The sequence below is a fragment of the Tatumella sp. JGM94 genome (genome assembly GCF_018257595.1).
Lineage (GTDB): Bacteria > Pseudomonadota > Gammaproteobacteria > Enterobacterales > Enterobacteriaceae > Tatumella > Tatumella punctata.
This window is the reverse complement of record NZ_JAERJN010000021.1, coordinates 1-16,892: the sequence shown is the minus strand read 5'-3', so window position 1 is coordinate 16,892 and position 16,892 is coordinate 1. Positions and strand designations below refer to the sequence as shown.

The 16,892-nt window shown below is 50.5% G+C and carries 12 protein-coding genes, 1 tRNA gene and 2 pseudogenes; 7 read left to right on the top strand and 8 right to left on the bottom strand.

Annotated elements, in window-relative coordinates; translation table 11 throughout:
- Positions 1-77: 77 nt before the first annotated feature.
- A complete protein-coding gene (locus JK216_RS14070) occupies positions 78-932 on the bottom strand; it encodes a Vmh family MBL fold metallo-hydrolase (RefSeq protein WP_212709065.1) in 855 nt (284 codons plus the stop codon).
- A 174-nt stretch (positions 933-1,106) separates the two neighbouring features.
- Between JK216_RS14070 and JK216_RS14065 the strand changes: the two genes are divergently transcribed.
- Complete coding sequence (locus JK216_RS14065; RefSeq protein WP_212709066.1) at positions 1,107-1,988, top strand: LysR family transcriptional regulator; 882 nt, start codon at positions 1,107-1,109, stop codon at positions 1,986-1,988.
- Between the two features lie 15 nt (positions 1,989-2,003).
- On the opposite strand, the gene JK216_RS14060 is transcribed toward JK216_RS14065, so the two are convergent.
- Positions 2,004-2,792, bottom strand: a complete 789-nt coding sequence (locus tag JK216_RS14060) for a formate/nitrite transporter family protein (RefSeq protein WP_212709067.1) — start codon at positions 2,790-2,792, stop codon at positions 2,004-2,006.
- A 379-nt stretch (positions 2,793-3,171) separates the two neighbouring features.
- On the opposite strand from JK216_RS14060, the gene yghU reads away from it, so the two are divergent.
- Entirely contained in the window at positions 3,172-3,960 is a 789-nt protein-coding gene (gene yghU, locus JK216_RS14055; protein ID WP_212709068.1) for a glutathione-dependent disulfide-bond oxidoreductase, read from the top strand.
- Positions 3,961-4,029: 69 nt separating this feature from the next.
- On the opposite strand, the gene zigA is transcribed toward yghU, so the two are convergent.
- The 4 genes from zigA to JK216_RS14035 form a co-directional block, all read right to left on the bottom strand.
- On the bottom strand, positions 4,030-5,235 hold the full coding sequence (gene zigA, locus JK216_RS14050) for a zinc metallochaperone GTPase ZigA (protein WP_212710897.1): 1,206 nt from the start codon (positions 5,233-5,235) through the stop codon (positions 4,030-4,032).
- A gap of 313 nt (positions 5,236-5,548) precedes the next feature.
- A complete protein-coding gene (locus tag JK216_RS14045) occupies positions 5,549-5,959 on the bottom strand; it encodes a YbaN family protein (protein ID WP_212709070.1) in 411 nt (136 codons plus the stop codon).
- Between the two features lie 77 nt (positions 5,960-6,036).
- Positions 6,037-8,094, bottom strand: a complete 2,058-nt coding sequence (locus JK216_RS14040) for an EAL domain-containing protein (RefSeq protein WP_212709071.1) — start codon at positions 8,092-8,094, stop codon at positions 6,037-6,039.
- 159 nt (positions 8,095-8,253) lie between these two features.
- The gene (locus JK216_RS14035) at positions 8,254-9,735 is read right to left on the bottom strand and encodes an EmmdR/YeeO family multidrug/toxin efflux MATE transporter (RefSeq protein WP_212709081.1); all 1,482 of its coding nucleotides are present in this window, start codon (positions 9,733-9,735) and stop codon (positions 8,254-8,256) included.
- A 357-nt stretch (positions 9,736-10,092) separates the two neighbouring features.
- Between JK216_RS14035 and JK216_RS14030 the strand changes: the two genes are divergently transcribed.
- Positions 10,093-11,541, top strand: coding sequence for an AMP nucleosidase (locus JK216_RS14030; RefSeq protein ID WP_212709072.1), 1,449 nt, complete (start codon positions 10,093-10,095; stop codon positions 11,539-11,541).
- A gap of 93 nt (positions 11,542-11,634) precedes the next feature.
- Here JK216_RS14030 and JK216_RS14025 read toward each other — a convergent pair whose 3' ends face one another.
- Positions 11,635-12,930 carry an NCS2 family permease gene (locus tag JK216_RS14025; protein ID WP_212709073.1) on the bottom strand — a complete coding sequence of 432 codons (1,296 nt, stop codon included), beginning with the start codon at positions 12,928-12,930 and terminating at the stop codon, positions 11,635-11,637.
- Positions 12,931-13,270: 340 nt separating this feature from the next.
- Positions 13,271-14,188, bottom strand: a complete 918-nt coding sequence (gene nac, locus JK216_RS14020; protein ID WP_212709074.1) for a nitrogen assimilation transcriptional regulator NAC — start codon at positions 14,186-14,188, stop codon at positions 13,271-13,273.
- A 499-nt stretch (positions 14,189-14,687) separates the two neighbouring features.
- Here nac and JK216_RS14015 point away from each other — a divergent pair.
- The 4 genes and pseudogenes from JK216_RS14015 to JK216_RS14000 all read left to right on the top strand — a co-directional run.
- A tRNA-Asn gene (locus JK216_RS14015) sits at positions 14,688-14,763 on the top strand.
- Positions 14,764-14,924: 161 nt separating this feature from the next.
- Positions 14,925-16,208, top strand: a complete 1,284-nt coding sequence (locus JK216_RS14010) for an integrase arm-type DNA-binding domain-containing protein (protein ID WP_212712086.1) — start codon at positions 14,925-14,927, stop codon at positions 16,206-16,208.
- A 172-nt stretch (positions 16,209-16,380) separates the two neighbouring features.
- A pseudogene (locus tag JK216_RS14005) lies at positions 16,381-16,542 on the top strand (transposase); the annotation flags it as partial.
- Between the two features lie 75 nt (positions 16,543-16,617).
- Positions 16,618-16,878 (top strand): annotated as a pseudogene (locus JK216_RS14000) (transposase); the annotation flags it as partial.
- Positions 16,879-16,892: the final 14 nt, after the last annotated feature.

Genomic DNA, 16,892 nt, shown 5'->3' with positions numbered 1-16,892 from the left:
AACCATAAATGGCCACTGACGCTATTATTTACCGCAACAGTGGCCATTTTATAACGGCAACAGGGCTCAGACAGCCCCTATTGCCATTTTACTTCACCGGTATTTACTTTAGCACTGAGCTCCAGAGAACTCTTATCCGCGAGATGTGGCCAGCGTTTTTCCATACTGCTAATGACTGCTGCTGAATCTTTATGCTGCTGTAATGCCTTTTCAAAATCTTGCAGATAATTCAGGGTAAAGCTAATCGCCTGATCACCGGACGGTGCTTTGCCAATATAGTGGCCGGGGATCACCCTCTGCGGCTTAAGGTCCAGCATTTGTTGCAGCGTGTCACGCCATTGTTTACGGCTCTCCGCGGTCTGGGTGTCGGCAGTCCAGACATGAATTCCGGCATCAACACCGGTACCGCCAAGCAATGTTCTTTGCTGCGGGAACCAGACATAGGCTTGTTGTGAGTCTGCGTCACGAATATCGATCGGCTGCCCTTCCAGGCTAAAGCGGGTATCGGGGATCACCTGTGGCGTAATCAGCTTTTGCGGTGCGCCGTCACCCATTTTGGGTCCCCAGTAACTGAGTTTTGCCTGCTGTGTGGCTTTAATATGGTCGACCACTCGCTGTGTCGCGACAACTTCCACCCCCGGAAATGCCTTAACCAGCGGCTGCAGACCAAAATAGTAGTCAGGATCACCGGCCGTGATCACAATCCGGGTCAGTTTTTTTCCGCTGTCACGGATCATGCTAACCAGTTTCTCGCCGTCTTTTACACTGAACTGGGCGTCAAACAATATAACCTGTTTTTCACCACTCACCAGTGTTGAAGCAACAGGAAAAATCCCCTGCTCTGCCGGATTATAAACAGTGAACTGTAACGGGGCGGCCATTGCGCCGCCGCTGACCAGCATCGCCATCAGAGATATTGTCGATAATTTCATTACTTTCTCCTGTTGTCTGTACCGCGGGCGCTAAACCCGCGGTTGTTTGCCCGCTGCCAGGCGTCTGGCACTCGGAGAGCATCGCCGAATACGGATACATTCTATCGTTTTCATAATCTGTTAAAATTATCTTATTCTGAGATGCTGAGTTTCATAATCCGATCAGGAGTAGATATGGACAGAGTGACGGCGGCGAGGGTGTACAACCGGATTTGTGAAACCGGAAGCCTGAGTGCAGCAGCACGATCGCTGGGGATGTCGCGGCCAATGGTCAGCCGCTATCTGGAAGAAATGGAAAAATGGGCCGGAACCCGCTTGATCCATCGTTCGTCACGCCGGATGACACTGACCCCGGCCGGTGAAGATATTCTGCAAAAAACCCGTCAGCTGAACAGGCTATCAGAGGATATTGGCAGCTTACCGGTACGGGAGGTTCCTTCAGGTATATTACGGGTTGCCTGTGCCCATTACACGGCAACCCACATTATCAGCCCGGTACTGGCCCCGTTTTTATTACGCTACCCGGAATTACGTATTGAGCTGGATATTAATAATCGCCCGGTAAGCATGGTCGGAGAGCGGATTGATGTCGCTATACGCATCACCGACAGCCCTGAACCGGCGGCGATTGCCCGGCGACTGGGTGAATGCGCCTCAGTACTTTGTGCCTCTCCGGAGTACCTGGCTATTCACGGCCATCCCCGGACCCCTGACGATCTGATGTCTCATAATTGTCTGAGTTACAGTAATTTCAGTCACCAGAGCTGGCAGTTTTTCAGTGAACAGAATGACAGCCTGTCCGTCGCGGTCAATGGCAACCTGAGTGCCGGTATCTCTGCTGTATTACTGGATGCAGCCCTGGCAGGCTGTGGAATTACAATGATTCCGCTGGCAGAAGCCAGCCCCTGGCTGGCAAAGGGACGACTGGTGCGGGTGCTGAATCAGCTGACACCGCGCAGTATGGGTATTTACGGGCTGTATATGTCTCGTAAATTACAGCCCGCTGCTCTGCGATTATTTCTCGATGAAATCCAGGGCCGGCTGCAGACCCTGTAATCGCCGCCGCAGGGCTCAGGCCCTGTTGCTGTTTATCTGTGTATCAGGGCGGTAAGCAATGTAATAGATTAATGCGACAAAAATTGCCCCGCCGACAGCATTACCTGAAAATACTGCAATAAAATTACTCAGATACGCTAGCCAGCTTCCCTGTCCGGCAAAAATGGCCGCTGGGATAATAAACATATTAGCGACTACGTGCTGAAAACCTATCGCTACGAAGGCCATCACCGGAAACCAGATACCGATAATTTTTCCGGTAACATCTTTGCTGGCCATTCCCAGCCAGATGGCCAGACATACCAGCCAGTTACAACCAATTCCCGAAATAAACGCCTGTACGCCGCTGGCACTGGTTTTTGCCGCGGCAACTGCCAGGGTACTCTTTAAAAATGCCCCTTCGGTCATGCCCAGCAGATGACCAAAAAACCAGGCAACAGCCACGCTGCCGAGAAAATTACCGATAGTGACCCACAACCAGTTACGCACCAGTGCTGCCCAGCTGATTTTTTTCGATAATGCGGCTATTGTCATCACCATCATATTGCCGGTCAGTAACTCAGCTCCGGCCAGTACTGTCAGTATCAGTCCCAGCGGGAACATCATCGCCCCGAGCAACACACCAAAGGAGCCCCAGTCTGCCGGCAGACGGGAAATCACATGCAAGTCCAGCATAAAACCGATAGCAATAAAGGCCCCCCCTAAAAAACCCAGTATTAATAAGCTGCTTAACGGGGTGCGACTTTTATTCACTCCGGCCTGAACCGCCAGCAGTGCTATTTCTTTTGGTGTACTGAATGACATAATAACCCGGTAATGTTGTAAGCCGGAAACGGCCCGGATGAACAGAACGTCATCAGGGTGATGACGAGGCAAATATTCGGTAATACTCCGGGTTATGATAATCTGCGGCCAATAATCTGCCAACCAAATAATTACAGTAACTTAATAGTTTGCAGTCGAAGCATAAGGTTAAATATTAACTAGTTAATTATATTCGACCGCAAAACATCCGCGACACTCTGCTTCTTTTTTACCAGATCTTTGGCTGCTTATCTCACCCGCCAGACTTTTCAGGGGTCTGGCACTGGCAGATAACGCTTTCCCCGCGGCCAATGCTATGCTGAGTTACCGGCTAAGGCCTGCAATTAATTAACCATTCAGCCAAAGGAAAAGAGATATTATGAGTACATCTTCTTATACACCACCACAAGTCTGGACCAATGACCAGCCGGTCGGCGGAAAATTTGGCAGCATTAACCGTCCGGATTCCGGTGCCCGATACCCGCAAACCCTGCCGGTGGGCTCTCAGCCTTTCCAGCTTTATTCTCTGGGAACGCCGAACGGGGTAAAGGTCAGTATTATGCTGGAAGAGTTACTGCATAAAGGGCTGCAGGGTGCCGGTTACGATGCGCACCTGATTAACATTATGGAAGGTGAGCAGTTCGGTTCAGACTTTGTCGCAATTAACCCTAACTCTAAAATTCCGGCACTGGTTGACCGCAGCGGGCCGGAAACGGTGAATATTTTCGAATCGGGCGCGATCCTTCTTTATCTGGCTGAGAAATTTGACTGCTTTATCCCGACTGAAACTGCACAACGCGCGGCCTGCCTGAGCTGGTTATTCTGGCAGATGGGCAGTGCTCCCTTACTCGGCGGCGGGTTTGGTCATTTCTATGCCTATGCACCGGAAAAGCTGGAATATCCGATTAACCGTTTTGCCATGGAAGCTAAGCGGCAACTGGATGTGCTGGATAAACAACTGGCGAAAAATACCTATATTGCCGGTGAGGAATATACGATTGCCGATATTGCTATCTGGCCGTGGTACGGGGTTCTGGTTCAGGGCGGCATATACGGTGATGCGGCCAGGTTCCTTGATGCCGCTTCTTATACGCATCTGAAGCGCTGGGCCGATATGATTGGTCAGCGGGAAGCTGTGAAAAAAGGCAGTAACGTGCTTAAAGGCTGACCGGTGGCAGAACTGCCGTTGCCGGCAGTTCTGCTGTTATTTTACCGGCGCGGAGTCCCGATAATCCGCTCAGACGAAAGGATCATTATGCTGCCAGTAATCATCACCGTAACCGGCCTCTTTATCCGTCACTAATGCGGCACTGAGCTGCTGTCTGAGGTGCTGCTCATCCATATCCATGCCTATAAGTACCAGCTCCTGTCTGGCATCACCGATATTCTCTGTCCAGTGGCGCATAATATATTCCACTGATTCAGGATCCTCCGGCCAGTGCTGCCGGGGTACGTTTACCCACCAGCGACCCGACAGTTCATAATGGGAAACACCCCCTGCCTGTGACCATATACCTGCGGATGCCGGCCGCGATGCCAGCCAGAAATACCCTTTGGAACGCATAACGTTATTCAGTTGCCCTTGTACTAACTGGTAAAAACGCTGTGGATGAAATGGCCGTCGTGCGCGAAAAACAAAGCTGCTGATACCATATTCCTCTGTTTCAGGCTGATGCTCACCGCGTAATTCTTTCAGCCACCCTGGTGCATTGGCTGCAGCTTCAAAGTCGAATAATCCGGTATCAAGAATGTCATCTAAATCAACCCGGCTAAATGCCGATGTGATCACTTTCGCCCGCGGATTAAGCCGTGTCAGGATACTGGTGAGCCGCGCCTGCTCATCGCCGCTCATCAGGTCAGTTTTATTCAGCAATAAAACATCGCAGAACTCGACCTGTTCAATCAGTAAATCCACAACGGAACGCTGGTCTTCTTCGCCCAGTGACTCTCCCCGCGCCTGCAGGCTTTCGGCGGCCGTATAATCCCGCAGAAAATTAACACCGTCGACCACCGTTACCATGGTATCCAGCCGGGCAATCTGTGACAGACTGATGCCGTCGTCATCAGCGAAAGTAAAGGTTTCAGCAACCGGCAGTGGCTCGGAAATACCAGTAGACTCGATCACCAGTTGATCAAATCGTCCGGCTTCTGCCAGACGTTTTACTTCCAGCAGCAAATCTTCCCTTAATGTGCAGCAAATACAGCCATTACTCATTTCAACCAGTTTTTCGTCGGTCCGTGATAATTCAGCACCACCCGCTCTGACCAGAGCTGCATCGATATTCACCTCAGACATATCGTTAACAATCACCGCCACCCGGCGTCCGGCCCGGTTATTCAGAATATGGTTTAATAATGTTGTTTTTCCGGCACCGAGAAATCCTGAAAGTACGGTTACCGGCAGCCGTTTATCCGCGTGTTCCGGGGGTGAAATCAGAGACATTGTTCACTTCCTTTAAATATAGAGTGATAATTATACGTAAGCTCAGCCGGCGCTACCTGCAGGCAGAGCCGGTTTCAGCTCCCCTCATATTCTGCCACCGGCCTCAATTGTTATGTTATAACATAACAATTGAGGATTTCAATCTGTACTCTGTGATCCCCTTTGGCAGGAAATAGCGACTGACAGCCAAACCGGCAGGGAAAATCCCCGTCAGAGCAGATGGTAAAACGACGTTTCCCGTCAACCTAATCCGGCTGTCTGTGAGCCGTTACCCGCCCGGGTAACTGTCCTCCATTACACCCCTTTGTAAATATCAGGTTTCCGGACGATACCACAGCCAGATCAGTACCAGACTCATACAAGCCACAGTAATTATGACACTGGGTAAATGGGGTACCGTAAAATACATTACCGTGGCAGAAACGGACATCATCAGGGTAGTTACCCATTTTGCTTTGCGTGGCATGATACCGCGCTGCCAGTTCGCCAGCAGCGGGCCAAAAATCCGGTGCCGCAGGATCCAGCCATGTAAACGAGGCGAGCTGCGGGCGGCAGCCCAGCTGGCCAGCAGTAAAAATTCGGTACAGGGCAGACCCGGCAATATCAGCCCGGCCACGGCCAGCAGCAGACTGATCACTGCCAGGCAGCGATAGAGAAACCGCCGGATGCGGCCCACCGCGGCTACTGGTGAGGGAGGGGAGGAAGGGTCCCGGGGTAATGGCATCGGCCGCACTCCTGTTACCTGAATCACTGTCCTGACGCTATGCTGCCGTTACCAGGGCCGGCAGCACTGGCACCCGGTCACAGCAGTTTGCGGGTATCGGGACTCTGCAGGTATTCACTGATCTGCAAGGCAGGAACTGCGGCACTGAACAGAAACCCTTGCCCGTAATGATAACCTTCATTAATCAAAAGTGCCCGTTGTTCTGCATCCTCGATGCCTTCGGCCACCACATCCAGTTCCAGCTGGGTCGCCAGCAATAGCAGTGCTTTTATCACCGCCAGCCCTTTTTTACCTTTACTCAACCCGCGGACAAAAGAACGATCGACTTTAATCACATCCACCGGATAATCCCGGATATTAGCCAGCGCCGAATAGCCAGTACCAAAGTCATCAAGCGCAATACGTACCCCCTGCGCTTTCAGTAATTTTATGGCACGGAAAACATACCCGGCTCCTCGTCCGTCAAACATATGTTCGGTGATTTCCACTTCCAGCAAATTAGCGGGTAAGGCATATTTTTGTAACTGTGCCAGGAATTTTTCAGCATAATCATCCCGCATAAATTCGACCGGTGAAGCATTAACTGAGACGGGCACGATCTCCAGCCCCTGATCAATCCACTGACGCATATCCGAAAAAACCTGATCGCGGATAAAAAAACCAATCCGTTCCGCCAGTCCGTAATTACTGAATGCGGCCCAGATATCGCCCGGAGAATGCAACTCCCCCTGCTGGCTGTAAAAACGCATCAGGGCTTCAATACCAATAATTTTACCGTCGGTTAAACGGACTTTCGGCTGGTAAAAGGGCACAACGGATTCATTGCGGACAATTTCTTTCGCCAGTTCCAGCTGATTACGGGTGATATCGACCTGGCGGGTCATTGCGGGTTCAAAACAACAAACTCCGCCATAACCGGTACGTTTCAGTTCATTCAGCGCCGTATCTGCGGCTTTAATCAGCTCAATACTTTCACGGCCATGTTGCGGGAATATCGCACCGCCAATACTCAGACTGAAGTTAAGGGTATGCCCCTGAAAACTGACCGCCTGACATACCTGTTCTGTCAGTTGTGTACATGTCTGGTGCAATATTTCGCTGTTATCAATGTCCGGTACGATAACCGCGAACTGATCACCACCAATCCGCGCAATAAAACTGTTTTTCGGCAGATTTCTGGTCAGTCGCCTCGCCAGTACCGCCAGCAGATTATCTCCCGCAAGGTAACCGAGCGTATCGTTGACGACATTAAAATCGTCAAGATCAAGCAGCAGTACCGCAAATGATGACCCCTGCAGACTGGCGGTGCTGAACTGTTTCTTGAGGGCCGAATGAAATACCCTGCGGTTAGGTAACCCGGTCAGATCATCATGTTCACTGATATACTTAAAACGCTGTTCTGCTATCTGTAAACGGGTTATATCCCGTGATACGCAGAGTACGCGGGATACCTGTCCTTCTGCATCCAGCACCGGCGTGAGTATGTTGTCCCAAAACAGTGGTGCTCTGCCCGGTAGCTGACTTTTGTAGGAGAAACGGGCACTGGTTCCGCCCACCGCGGCTTCCAGTGAATCGATCCCGCATTGCCGGGACTCGGCAGGCAGCATATCGGGCCAGCTCATCCCCGCCACGGATGCACGGTCAAGACCCAGCACCTGACAACCGTAGGTATTGACATCAATCAGTTCACCTCCGGTACTGATGATTTTAATGCAGTCAATACTGGTATCAAACATACGGCTGGAATAGCACAGCTCATCCCTGGCCCGGAATTTTTCCATTTGTACATCATTAATATCAAAAAATTTAACCATCCGGCATTCAGGGGACGGTATCAGATAAGCATAAACGATAAACCAGCCATATTGTTCGTTGCCAGTGGCCAGACGGATATGATGCTGAAAGTGAGTATTGTTGTGCAAAGTTTCTGCCCAGGCGACACTGATTGCCGGCTGGTCTTCAGGATGTACCCAGTCAAGCCAGTGATGTGGCCCGGTGACCGGCAATTCAGCCATTGTTTCACACCAGCACTGGTTAGCGATAACTTGCCGGCCATCGGTGGAAATACACCACGCCGGTAATGGAATATGATCAAAAAACCGTTCTTTAAACACCGTAAATGCTTGCGGCGTCATCGTATCAGCTTCTGACTCAGTCGCAGACTGCCTGCTTAATGTCGTCGATTTGCTCATCATTTACCTTGCATAACGGTGAACTATGATTTGGTTTGCCTGTATTTATAGCCACAGAGCACCCCGCCTGAATAACAGTCAGCCTCCGGAGAGATAATGTGGCTATTTTCCCGCCATCTGCGATGGTTCTTCGCGGATCTTAGCCGCGGCCTGTATTGCTTTTGCCTGTAGCCGCCGGTAATTATTCAGCCAGCTGCCACTGGTCAGTCGCCACCAGAAACAGACACTGCGTACTCCCCAGTCAAGATACATGCCCAGCCATACTCCAATCACCCCCATGCCAAGATAAATTCCCAGCACATACCCCAGCACCACCCTTGCCCCCCACATGCTGAACATAGAAACATACATGGCATAACGTGCATCTCTGGCACCTTTAAAACTGGCGGGCAATACCCACGACATTGCCCAGACCGGCATAAATGCCGCATTCAGCCAGATCAGATGTTGCGTCACCCGGATAACTTCCGGGTCGCGGGTATATAACCGTGCCAGCATACCGGCCAGCGGTACCGAGAGCAGAGCCAGGCCGCACAGGCCAAAGGTCGACAGCCAGAAAACATGGCGTACCTGTACTGATGCCTGATAGACCTGATTTCTACCCAGCCGTTTACCGGTAATAATCGTCGATGCTGAACCCAGGGCGTTACCGGGCAGGTTAATCAGCGACGCAATAGAAAATGCGATAAAGTTACCGGCAATTTCACTGGTCCCCATTCCTGCAACATAGACCTGAGTCAGTAATTTCCCGCCATTAAACAGTACAGACTCAATACTGGCCGGAATACCAATACTGAGCACTTCAGCCAGAATAATAAAATTCCAGCGCCGGAAGTAACTTTTCAGGGGAAGAGTTAATGCACCGTTGTGCCTGCTCATCAGTACTGCAACTACCACTATCGCACCCAGATAACGTGAAATAGTCAGGCCCAGCCCGGCACCGATAAAACCCAGCCCGTTCCAGGAAAAACAACCATAAATCAGTATACTACTGATAATAAGGTTGAGTATATTCATTCCTGCATTCATCAGCATAGGTATTTTGGTGTTGCCGGCTCCGCGTAATGCCCCGCTGCCAATTAATGCGATGGCTGCAGCCGGATAGCTCCACGCAGACACCCGTAAATAGTCAAGGGCAAAGGCTTTGACTGGCGGTTCTGCACTGCCGGCGATCAAATCAATAACGATATCTCCCCGGATTTCGATAATCACCACCAGTATCAAAGCCACCACCGTCATAAGCCCCAGCGACTGCCGGGCAGCAGCTCGCGCGCGCTTGCCTTCTTTTTTTGCCAGACTGAAAGCAACCACCACCGTTGTTCCCAGATCCACAGCAGCAAAAAAAGAGATCACCACCATATTGAAGCTGTCAGCCAGACCGACCCCGGCCATCGCTGATTTACCTAACCAGCTCACCAGGAAAGTGCTGAGCACCCCCATTAACAATACACAGCTGTTCTCTATCAGGATCGGTACTGCCAGCGGAGTAATTTCCTTATGCAGCAAGATACTGTAACGCTTCCGTCTGGGGTACCAGCCGGTATTTTTTATTGCATCAGTTAACGCTCTGCCGGGATTTCGCAAGGGGGATACCAAAATTAAAGCCGGTAAAAAGTAACAACAGACTTGCTGTTCGGGGACTCTCACCGAAAAATCTGTCACGGATTGCCGGCCTGGTTGTGTTATACAACCAGCCGGACTGTCTGTCTTTTCCGGAGAACGCTACTCTCCGTCATCACAAAACACTACTTAACAGTAGTTGACGAATCTTTAGTGTAATAATTATTTTTTCCTCTTAATGTCTTCCGTTAATGGCTAAAGCTGGTGGTACTCAGCGGCTCTTTTTCGGAGTAACCCGAACTGAAAAATAACGGCAGATGCTGGTAATCGGTACCGATAACCGCCAGTCTGTCATCAGACTGGCCACGTAGCGGAGTATTTATGACTGTACAACCTGAAGATATAGAATGCGCACTTGATGCCCTTGAATCCGGATACCGTGCCTCTGTGGAAGCATTGCGCGAGGCCCTGAAAACCTATAGCCACAGCGGACAACTGCCAGACCCTGTCGCCCGTAAAGCAGGACTTTTCGTTTACCCCGAGTTATCTCTGCACTGGCAAGGCGATAACTCTGCAGAAAACCGTATTCGGGCCTGGGGCCGCTTCACACGCCAGGGGCGTTATTCTACTACTGTCACACAACCTGCCCTGTTACGGCATTATTTACGTGAACAGCTGTCGATGCTGGCCAGCGAATATGACTTCAGTCTTGAAGTCAGGCCATCACAGACTGAAATTCCCTATCCTTATGTTATTGAAGGAATGGACTTCTCTGCTGACAGAGAGAGGATGGCCACTATCGCACGCAACTTTCCGTCCACTGATCTTTCTCATATTGGTGATGAGGTTTCTGACGGCATATTATCCGGTCATGAGGACTTTCCGCTGGGGCAGTTTGATGCGTTGCGTACTGATTTCTCTCTGGCACGATTACGCCACTATACCGGTACCTGCACCGCCGATTTCCAGCCTTTCGTGCTGTTTACCAACTACAACCGGTATGTGGATGAATTTGTTCGCTGGGCTGTGGCACAGGTCCGTGACCCTGCATCACCTTATACACGACTGGCCTGCGCCGGAGGTATCGAAATTACCGCCGACAGCGAGCAACCGGAAACTATTATTACTGACCTGGCGTGGAAAAAACATCAGATGCCCGCCTGGCATCTGATTGCTGACAATAAACGGGGCATTACCCTGATTAATATCGGTGTCGGTCCTTCTAATGCCAAAACTATCTGTGACCATCTGGCGGTGTTGCGGCCCCATGCCTGGCTGATGATTGGTCATTGTGGCGGCTTGCGGGAAAGCCAGCAGACCGGTGATTATGTCCTGGCCCATGCGTATTTACGTGATGACCATGTACTGGATCAGGTGCTGCCTGCAGATATTCCGGTACCGAGTATCGCTGAGGTTCAGCGGGCTCTCTATGATGCCACGCGGCAGGTCAGCGGTATGCAGGGCGACGATATCAAACGCCGGCTGCGCACCGGAACTGTTGCCACCACCGATGACCGGAACTGGGAATTACGCTATTCAGCCTATGCGTTACGTTTTAATCAGAGCCGGGCAATTGCGGTAGATATGGAAAGTGCGACTATTGCAGCCCAGGGCTATCGTTTCCGTGTGCCTTACGGAACCCTGCTGTGTGTTTCAGATAAACCGTTACACGGAGAGATTAAACTGCCGGGTCAGGCGAACCGCTTTTATGAAGGGGCGATTTCTGAGCATCTGCATATCGGTATCTGTGCCGTGTCTTTGTTGCAGGCTGAAGCAGACAGGTTGCATTCCCGGAAACTGCGGACGTTTGATGAACCACCGTTCCGCTAAGGCCGTAGTTTGCGGCTTATCCCGCCAACAACCCGCGGGTTTCTCCCTGTGATAAACAGAAAAAAGGAGCCGCGGCTCCTTTTTTCCTCAGTGTCAGGCGCTTAACCAACCCAGCTTAATCACAAACAATACCGACAGTATAATCAGTGCCGGATTCAATTCACGGAAGCGACCGCTCAGTAGTTTCACCACCGTCCAGGTAATAAACCCAAACGCAATTCCGTTAGCAATAGAGTAAGTAAACGGCATTGCCAGGGCAGTGACTGTTACCGGTGCAGCAGTGGTAATATCTTTCCAGTCAATTTCTGCCAGCCCGGAAGTCATCAATACCGCGACAAACAGTAATGCCGGAGCTGTCGCATAGGCTGGCACACTGCCTGCCAGTGGCGAAAAGAATAATGATAACAGGAACAGGATAGCAACCACCACCGATGTCAGGCCAGTACGACCTCCGGCACTGACGCCGGCAGCAGATTCAACAAAACTGGTGGTGGTTGAGGTTCCGAGTAAAGAACCGAACAACGCAGCAATGCTGTCGGCCATCAGTGCCCGCCCCATCGCAGGGATATTGCCTTTATCATCTGTCAGCCCCGCACGACGGCTTACGCCAATCAGCGTTCCGGAGTTATCGAACACATCGACAAACAGGAAAGCAAAGATAACGCTGACCAGCCCGACATTAAATGCACCGGCAATATCCAGCTTCAGGAAAGTCGGGGCCAGAGACGGTGGTGCCGAGAAAATACCGGAAAAAGGCGTTAACCCGGTCAGCATCGAAATTGCCGTGATCGCCAGAATACCAATCAGCACCGAACCGGTCACTTTACGAGCTTCCAGCACCACGATCAGGAAGAAACCGAGTAATGCCAGCAACGCACCCGGCTTAGTAATATCACCGATACCCACCAGAGTCGCAGGGTTACCGACCACAATACCGGCACTTTCCAGGGCAATCAGTGCCAGGAACAGACCGATTCCGGCAACAATTGCCGAACGCAATGCCATCGGAATACTGTGAATGATCCATTCGCGGATTTTAAACAGAGATAAGGCAAAGAAAAGTATCGCCGAAATAAACACCGCCCCCAGCGCAACCTGCCAGTGATACCCCATATGCAGGACCACGGTATAGGTAAAGAAAGCGTTTAACCCCATTCCCGGCGCCAGTGCGATGGGTAAGTTGGCAATCATGCCCATTAATACTGAGCCAATAGCCGCAGCCAGACAGGTCGCAACAAATACCGCACCCTTGTCCATTCCGGTTGCACCCAGAATGCCCGGATTCACAAACAGGATATAAGCCATTGCCAGGAAGGTAGTAACACCGGCAATGACTTCGGTACGCACACTGGTTTTGTTTGCTTTCAGCTTAAAGAGTTTTTCAAGCATAAGTAGATCCCTTTTCGAAACCGCTGATCACGATTCTCATTGTTATTACGGCATTTCAGAGCAAGTTTCCTGTGACCGGCTACCGGCAGACAACTTATCTCACATCACCCCGAAAAAAATTAAACAAGCAAAACCCATGCCATCGAATAGCACGGGTCCGGATTCATATAATTAACAGCCGGAAAAATACGTTTTCCTGCGCTGCCTGAGCGCAAACGTTTTCCTTCCGGCTGCCGATCCTAATGATCACTGGCACCGGGAGCAATAAATTTTTCTGTTCAGAGGCAGTAAAAAAACAGATTGATGCCGGTAATCCGGCATCTGAGTGGAAATCTGATGATTAACTGACCAGCATAAGCTCAGGCTCTTCAACGGAAGAGCCTTTGGTCAGAGAAAGCAGGCACTCTTTAACTGCCTGTGCAGAATCAGATAATGGCAATGCCGATGAAATATTCAGTGATAAAGGAAGATGTAATGATGGAGCAGTAATTTTTGCCATCCAGCCATTAATCGGGGCAGTCAGGGACCGGGCTGCCGACTCTGGCAGTACCGATACTCCCATCCCGCTGGAAATTGCCGCTGACAAGGTAGAAAGGGATTCGATTTCGCCAATAATATGCGCACTTAAACGACGCAGCGAGAAAGCCTCGTCCACCCGCTGACGCACTGCGCTGTAATCACGGGGCAGGTAAAGATTCATCTGCGCAACATCTGATAAATCGACATTCCGGCCCGGCGATATTCCGCTGCCGACCAGCCAGAGTTCTTCTTTCAGCAGTGGCTGACATATCAGGCCTGAAACCGGTGTCCGGTCATACAACAGAGCCATATCCAGCTGACCATTAAGCACCTTTTCATTGAGAGCATGACCACTGTTTTCATGCAGATAGACCAGAACTTCAGGGCAGGTTTCACGCAGTTTTTGTAATAATGGCATGACCAGCGAAGAAGCCGCGGTCCCGGGGGCCAGACCAATTGATACCTGACCGCTGATGGTGTGTCCTGCATTGTTCACCGCCACCTGTGCCTGTTCACACTGCCGTAATATATTACGGGCATGCGTATAAAGCACTTTACCGGCATCGGTCGGCGTCACTCCGCGTTTAGTACGGATCAGTAACTGTTGATCCATTTCACCTTCAAGAGTCGCCACCTGCTGACTCAGCGCTGGTTGTGCAATATGCAGCACTTCTGCTGCACGGGTCAGACTACCGATATCAACAATTTTCACAAAATATTTCAGACGTCTCAGATTCATTTTTCCCCCGCCACCAAATCCGGATACTCAACCCGGGCTTTGCCCGGGCTCGATATTTCGGAATTTGCAATAACCGGGCCAGAAACGAATAAAAAAAGTAACCGGCAATCTGTCATAACCAAAACACTATGAAAAAACACATAATTGTACTTTTTTTAACCTGCGGGTTAATGGCAAATGCTCACTGAGCACAGAAAAAAACGCACCAGTTAAGTGCAGTATGTTTGCAGGCAGTGCATTCCGGGGCTGGTGTATCACCATGGCCCGGCCGCTGTGACTGAATTAATTGCTCCCTCGCCCATCGCGATCACTTATGACACCCCGCCACCAGAGAATATTACGGATAACCGGTGCCAACGGAATGCTGTACATTATCCGCCCGCTTTCCCCGTTGTTTCAGCATAATGACGGTTTTATCAGCAAACAGTCACCACAACAGCAAAAGCTTTTTGACAAGCCGGGTGCCCGCCGTTACTATGCGCCCCGTCTTCACGACGATTCCTCTGTAGTTCAGTCGGTAGAACGGCGGACTGTTAATCCGTATGTCACTGGTTCGAGTCCAGTCAGAGGAGCCAAATTCTTGTTTTCATGCCGCTTTGCGAATCCTTATGTGATTCATATTCAATGAGTTAGCGTGAAAAGTCTTCCCGATGCATTTTCAGTTTTCCCTCCGCATCGGGAGAATTTGGTGGTCAGATTTGGGGTCAAGTTGGTTCGATGACGGAGTGACCCCCAAATGTCTCTTAACGACTCAAAAATCCGCAACTTAAAATCATCTACAAAACCCTTCAAAGTCTCCGACTCGCACGGTCTATACCTTTTGGTCAATCCGGGCGGTTCACGTCTCTGGTATCTCAAATATCGTATCAATAGAAAAGAATCTCGCCTCGGCTTAGGCGCCTATCCCGATGTGTCTCTGGCTAATGCCCGTCAACAGCGTGACGGTATCCGTAAATTGCTGGCGCAGAATATCAATCCAGCACAACAGCGATCTGCTGAAAGGGCCATTGCATCACCAGAGGAAACCTTCAAATCAGTGGCACTAAGCTGGCATAAAAGCAACCGTGCATGGTCCGAGAACCATGCCGCTCGTCTGCTTGCCAGCATGAACAATCATATCTTCCCGATAATTGGACATCTGCCAGTAACAGAACTGAAAACCCGCCATTTCATCGACCTGCTGAAAGGGATTGAGAAAAAAGGTCTTCTGGAAGTGGCGGCACGAACCCGACAGCATATGTGCAACATCATGCGTCATGCCGTGCATCAGGAGTTGATAGAGCATAATCCAGCGGCCAATCTGGACGGTATAATCGCCCCGCCCGTTAAACGCCACTACCCTGCCCTTCCGCTGGAGAAACTACCGGAACTGTTGACTCGCATTGAGGACTACAAGCAAGGGCGAGAATTAACCCGTTTGGTGGTATCACTTACTCTACACCTCTTCATCCGTTCCAGCGAATTGCGCTTTGCCCGTTGGTCTGAGATCGATTTTAGAAACAAAATCTGGACCATTCCGGCCACCCGTGAAGCCATCCCCGGTGTACGTTATTCTGGACGTGGTGCAAAAATGCGCACGCCACATATAGTTCCCCTCTCTCGTCAGTCCATCGCTATTCTGAAACAGATACGGGATATATCCGGGCATCAGGAATTGATATTCCCCGGTGACCATAATCCATATAAACCAATGTGCGAAAACACGGTTAACAAGGCTTTGCGCCTTATGGGTTATGACACAAAAGATGAAATCTGCGGCCACGGATTCCGCGCAATGGCCTGTAGTGCCCTGATGGAATCGGGTCTATGGTCACAGGATGCCGTTGAGCGTCAAATGAGCCATCAGGAACGCAATAGCGTGCGGGCAGCCTACATCCACAAGGCGCAGTATCTGGATACCCGTAAAGCGATGATGCAATGGTGGTCAGATTATCTGGAGGCATGCAAGGGATCCTATGTGCCACCTTATATCCACAGCAAAAAAACTGCAGTCAACCAGTCTACCTCTGTTATGAGATAAACTGATATATAAGGCATAAGTAGCACCTGTTAGCGCAGGTGCTGCTTTTTTATAAAACTACAATGAAACAGAAATGGCCCCAAGTTCCGTTATGACCCGCACTAAAAATCCTGCTCCATTCAGAAACAAAATTCCGGCATGATAACCACTCCCCTGAACGGAGGTTGTGCCGATGAAAAAGTCGCGATTCACCGAAGAACAGATTGTGTTTGCCCTGAAGCAGGCTGAATTGGGGACTCCGGTGCCGGAAGTCTGCCGCAAGCTAGGGATTTCCGATGCTACTTTTTATACGTGGCGTAAGAAATACGGCGGGATTTCACCTTCAGAACTCAAGCATATGGTAATCCCCCCGAAAAACCGGTGTGTTCATAAGTAGAATTTTCTCGTAATCTGAACAGGGGAGATCTCTATGAAAAAATCACGCTTTACCGACAGCCAGATTATGGCCATTCTCAAACAGGCCGAAGCCGGAACGCCGGTTTCTGAACTGTGCCGCGAGCATGGCATGAGTAATGCCAGCTTCTATAAGTGGCGTTCACGCTTTGGTGGGATGGATGCCTCCATGATGACCCGCCTGAAAGAGCTGGAAGACGAAAATCGTCGCCTCAAAAAGATGTATGCCGAAGAACGGCTTAAAGCCGAGATAATTCAGGAAGCCATGACAAAAAAGTGGTGAAACCATCG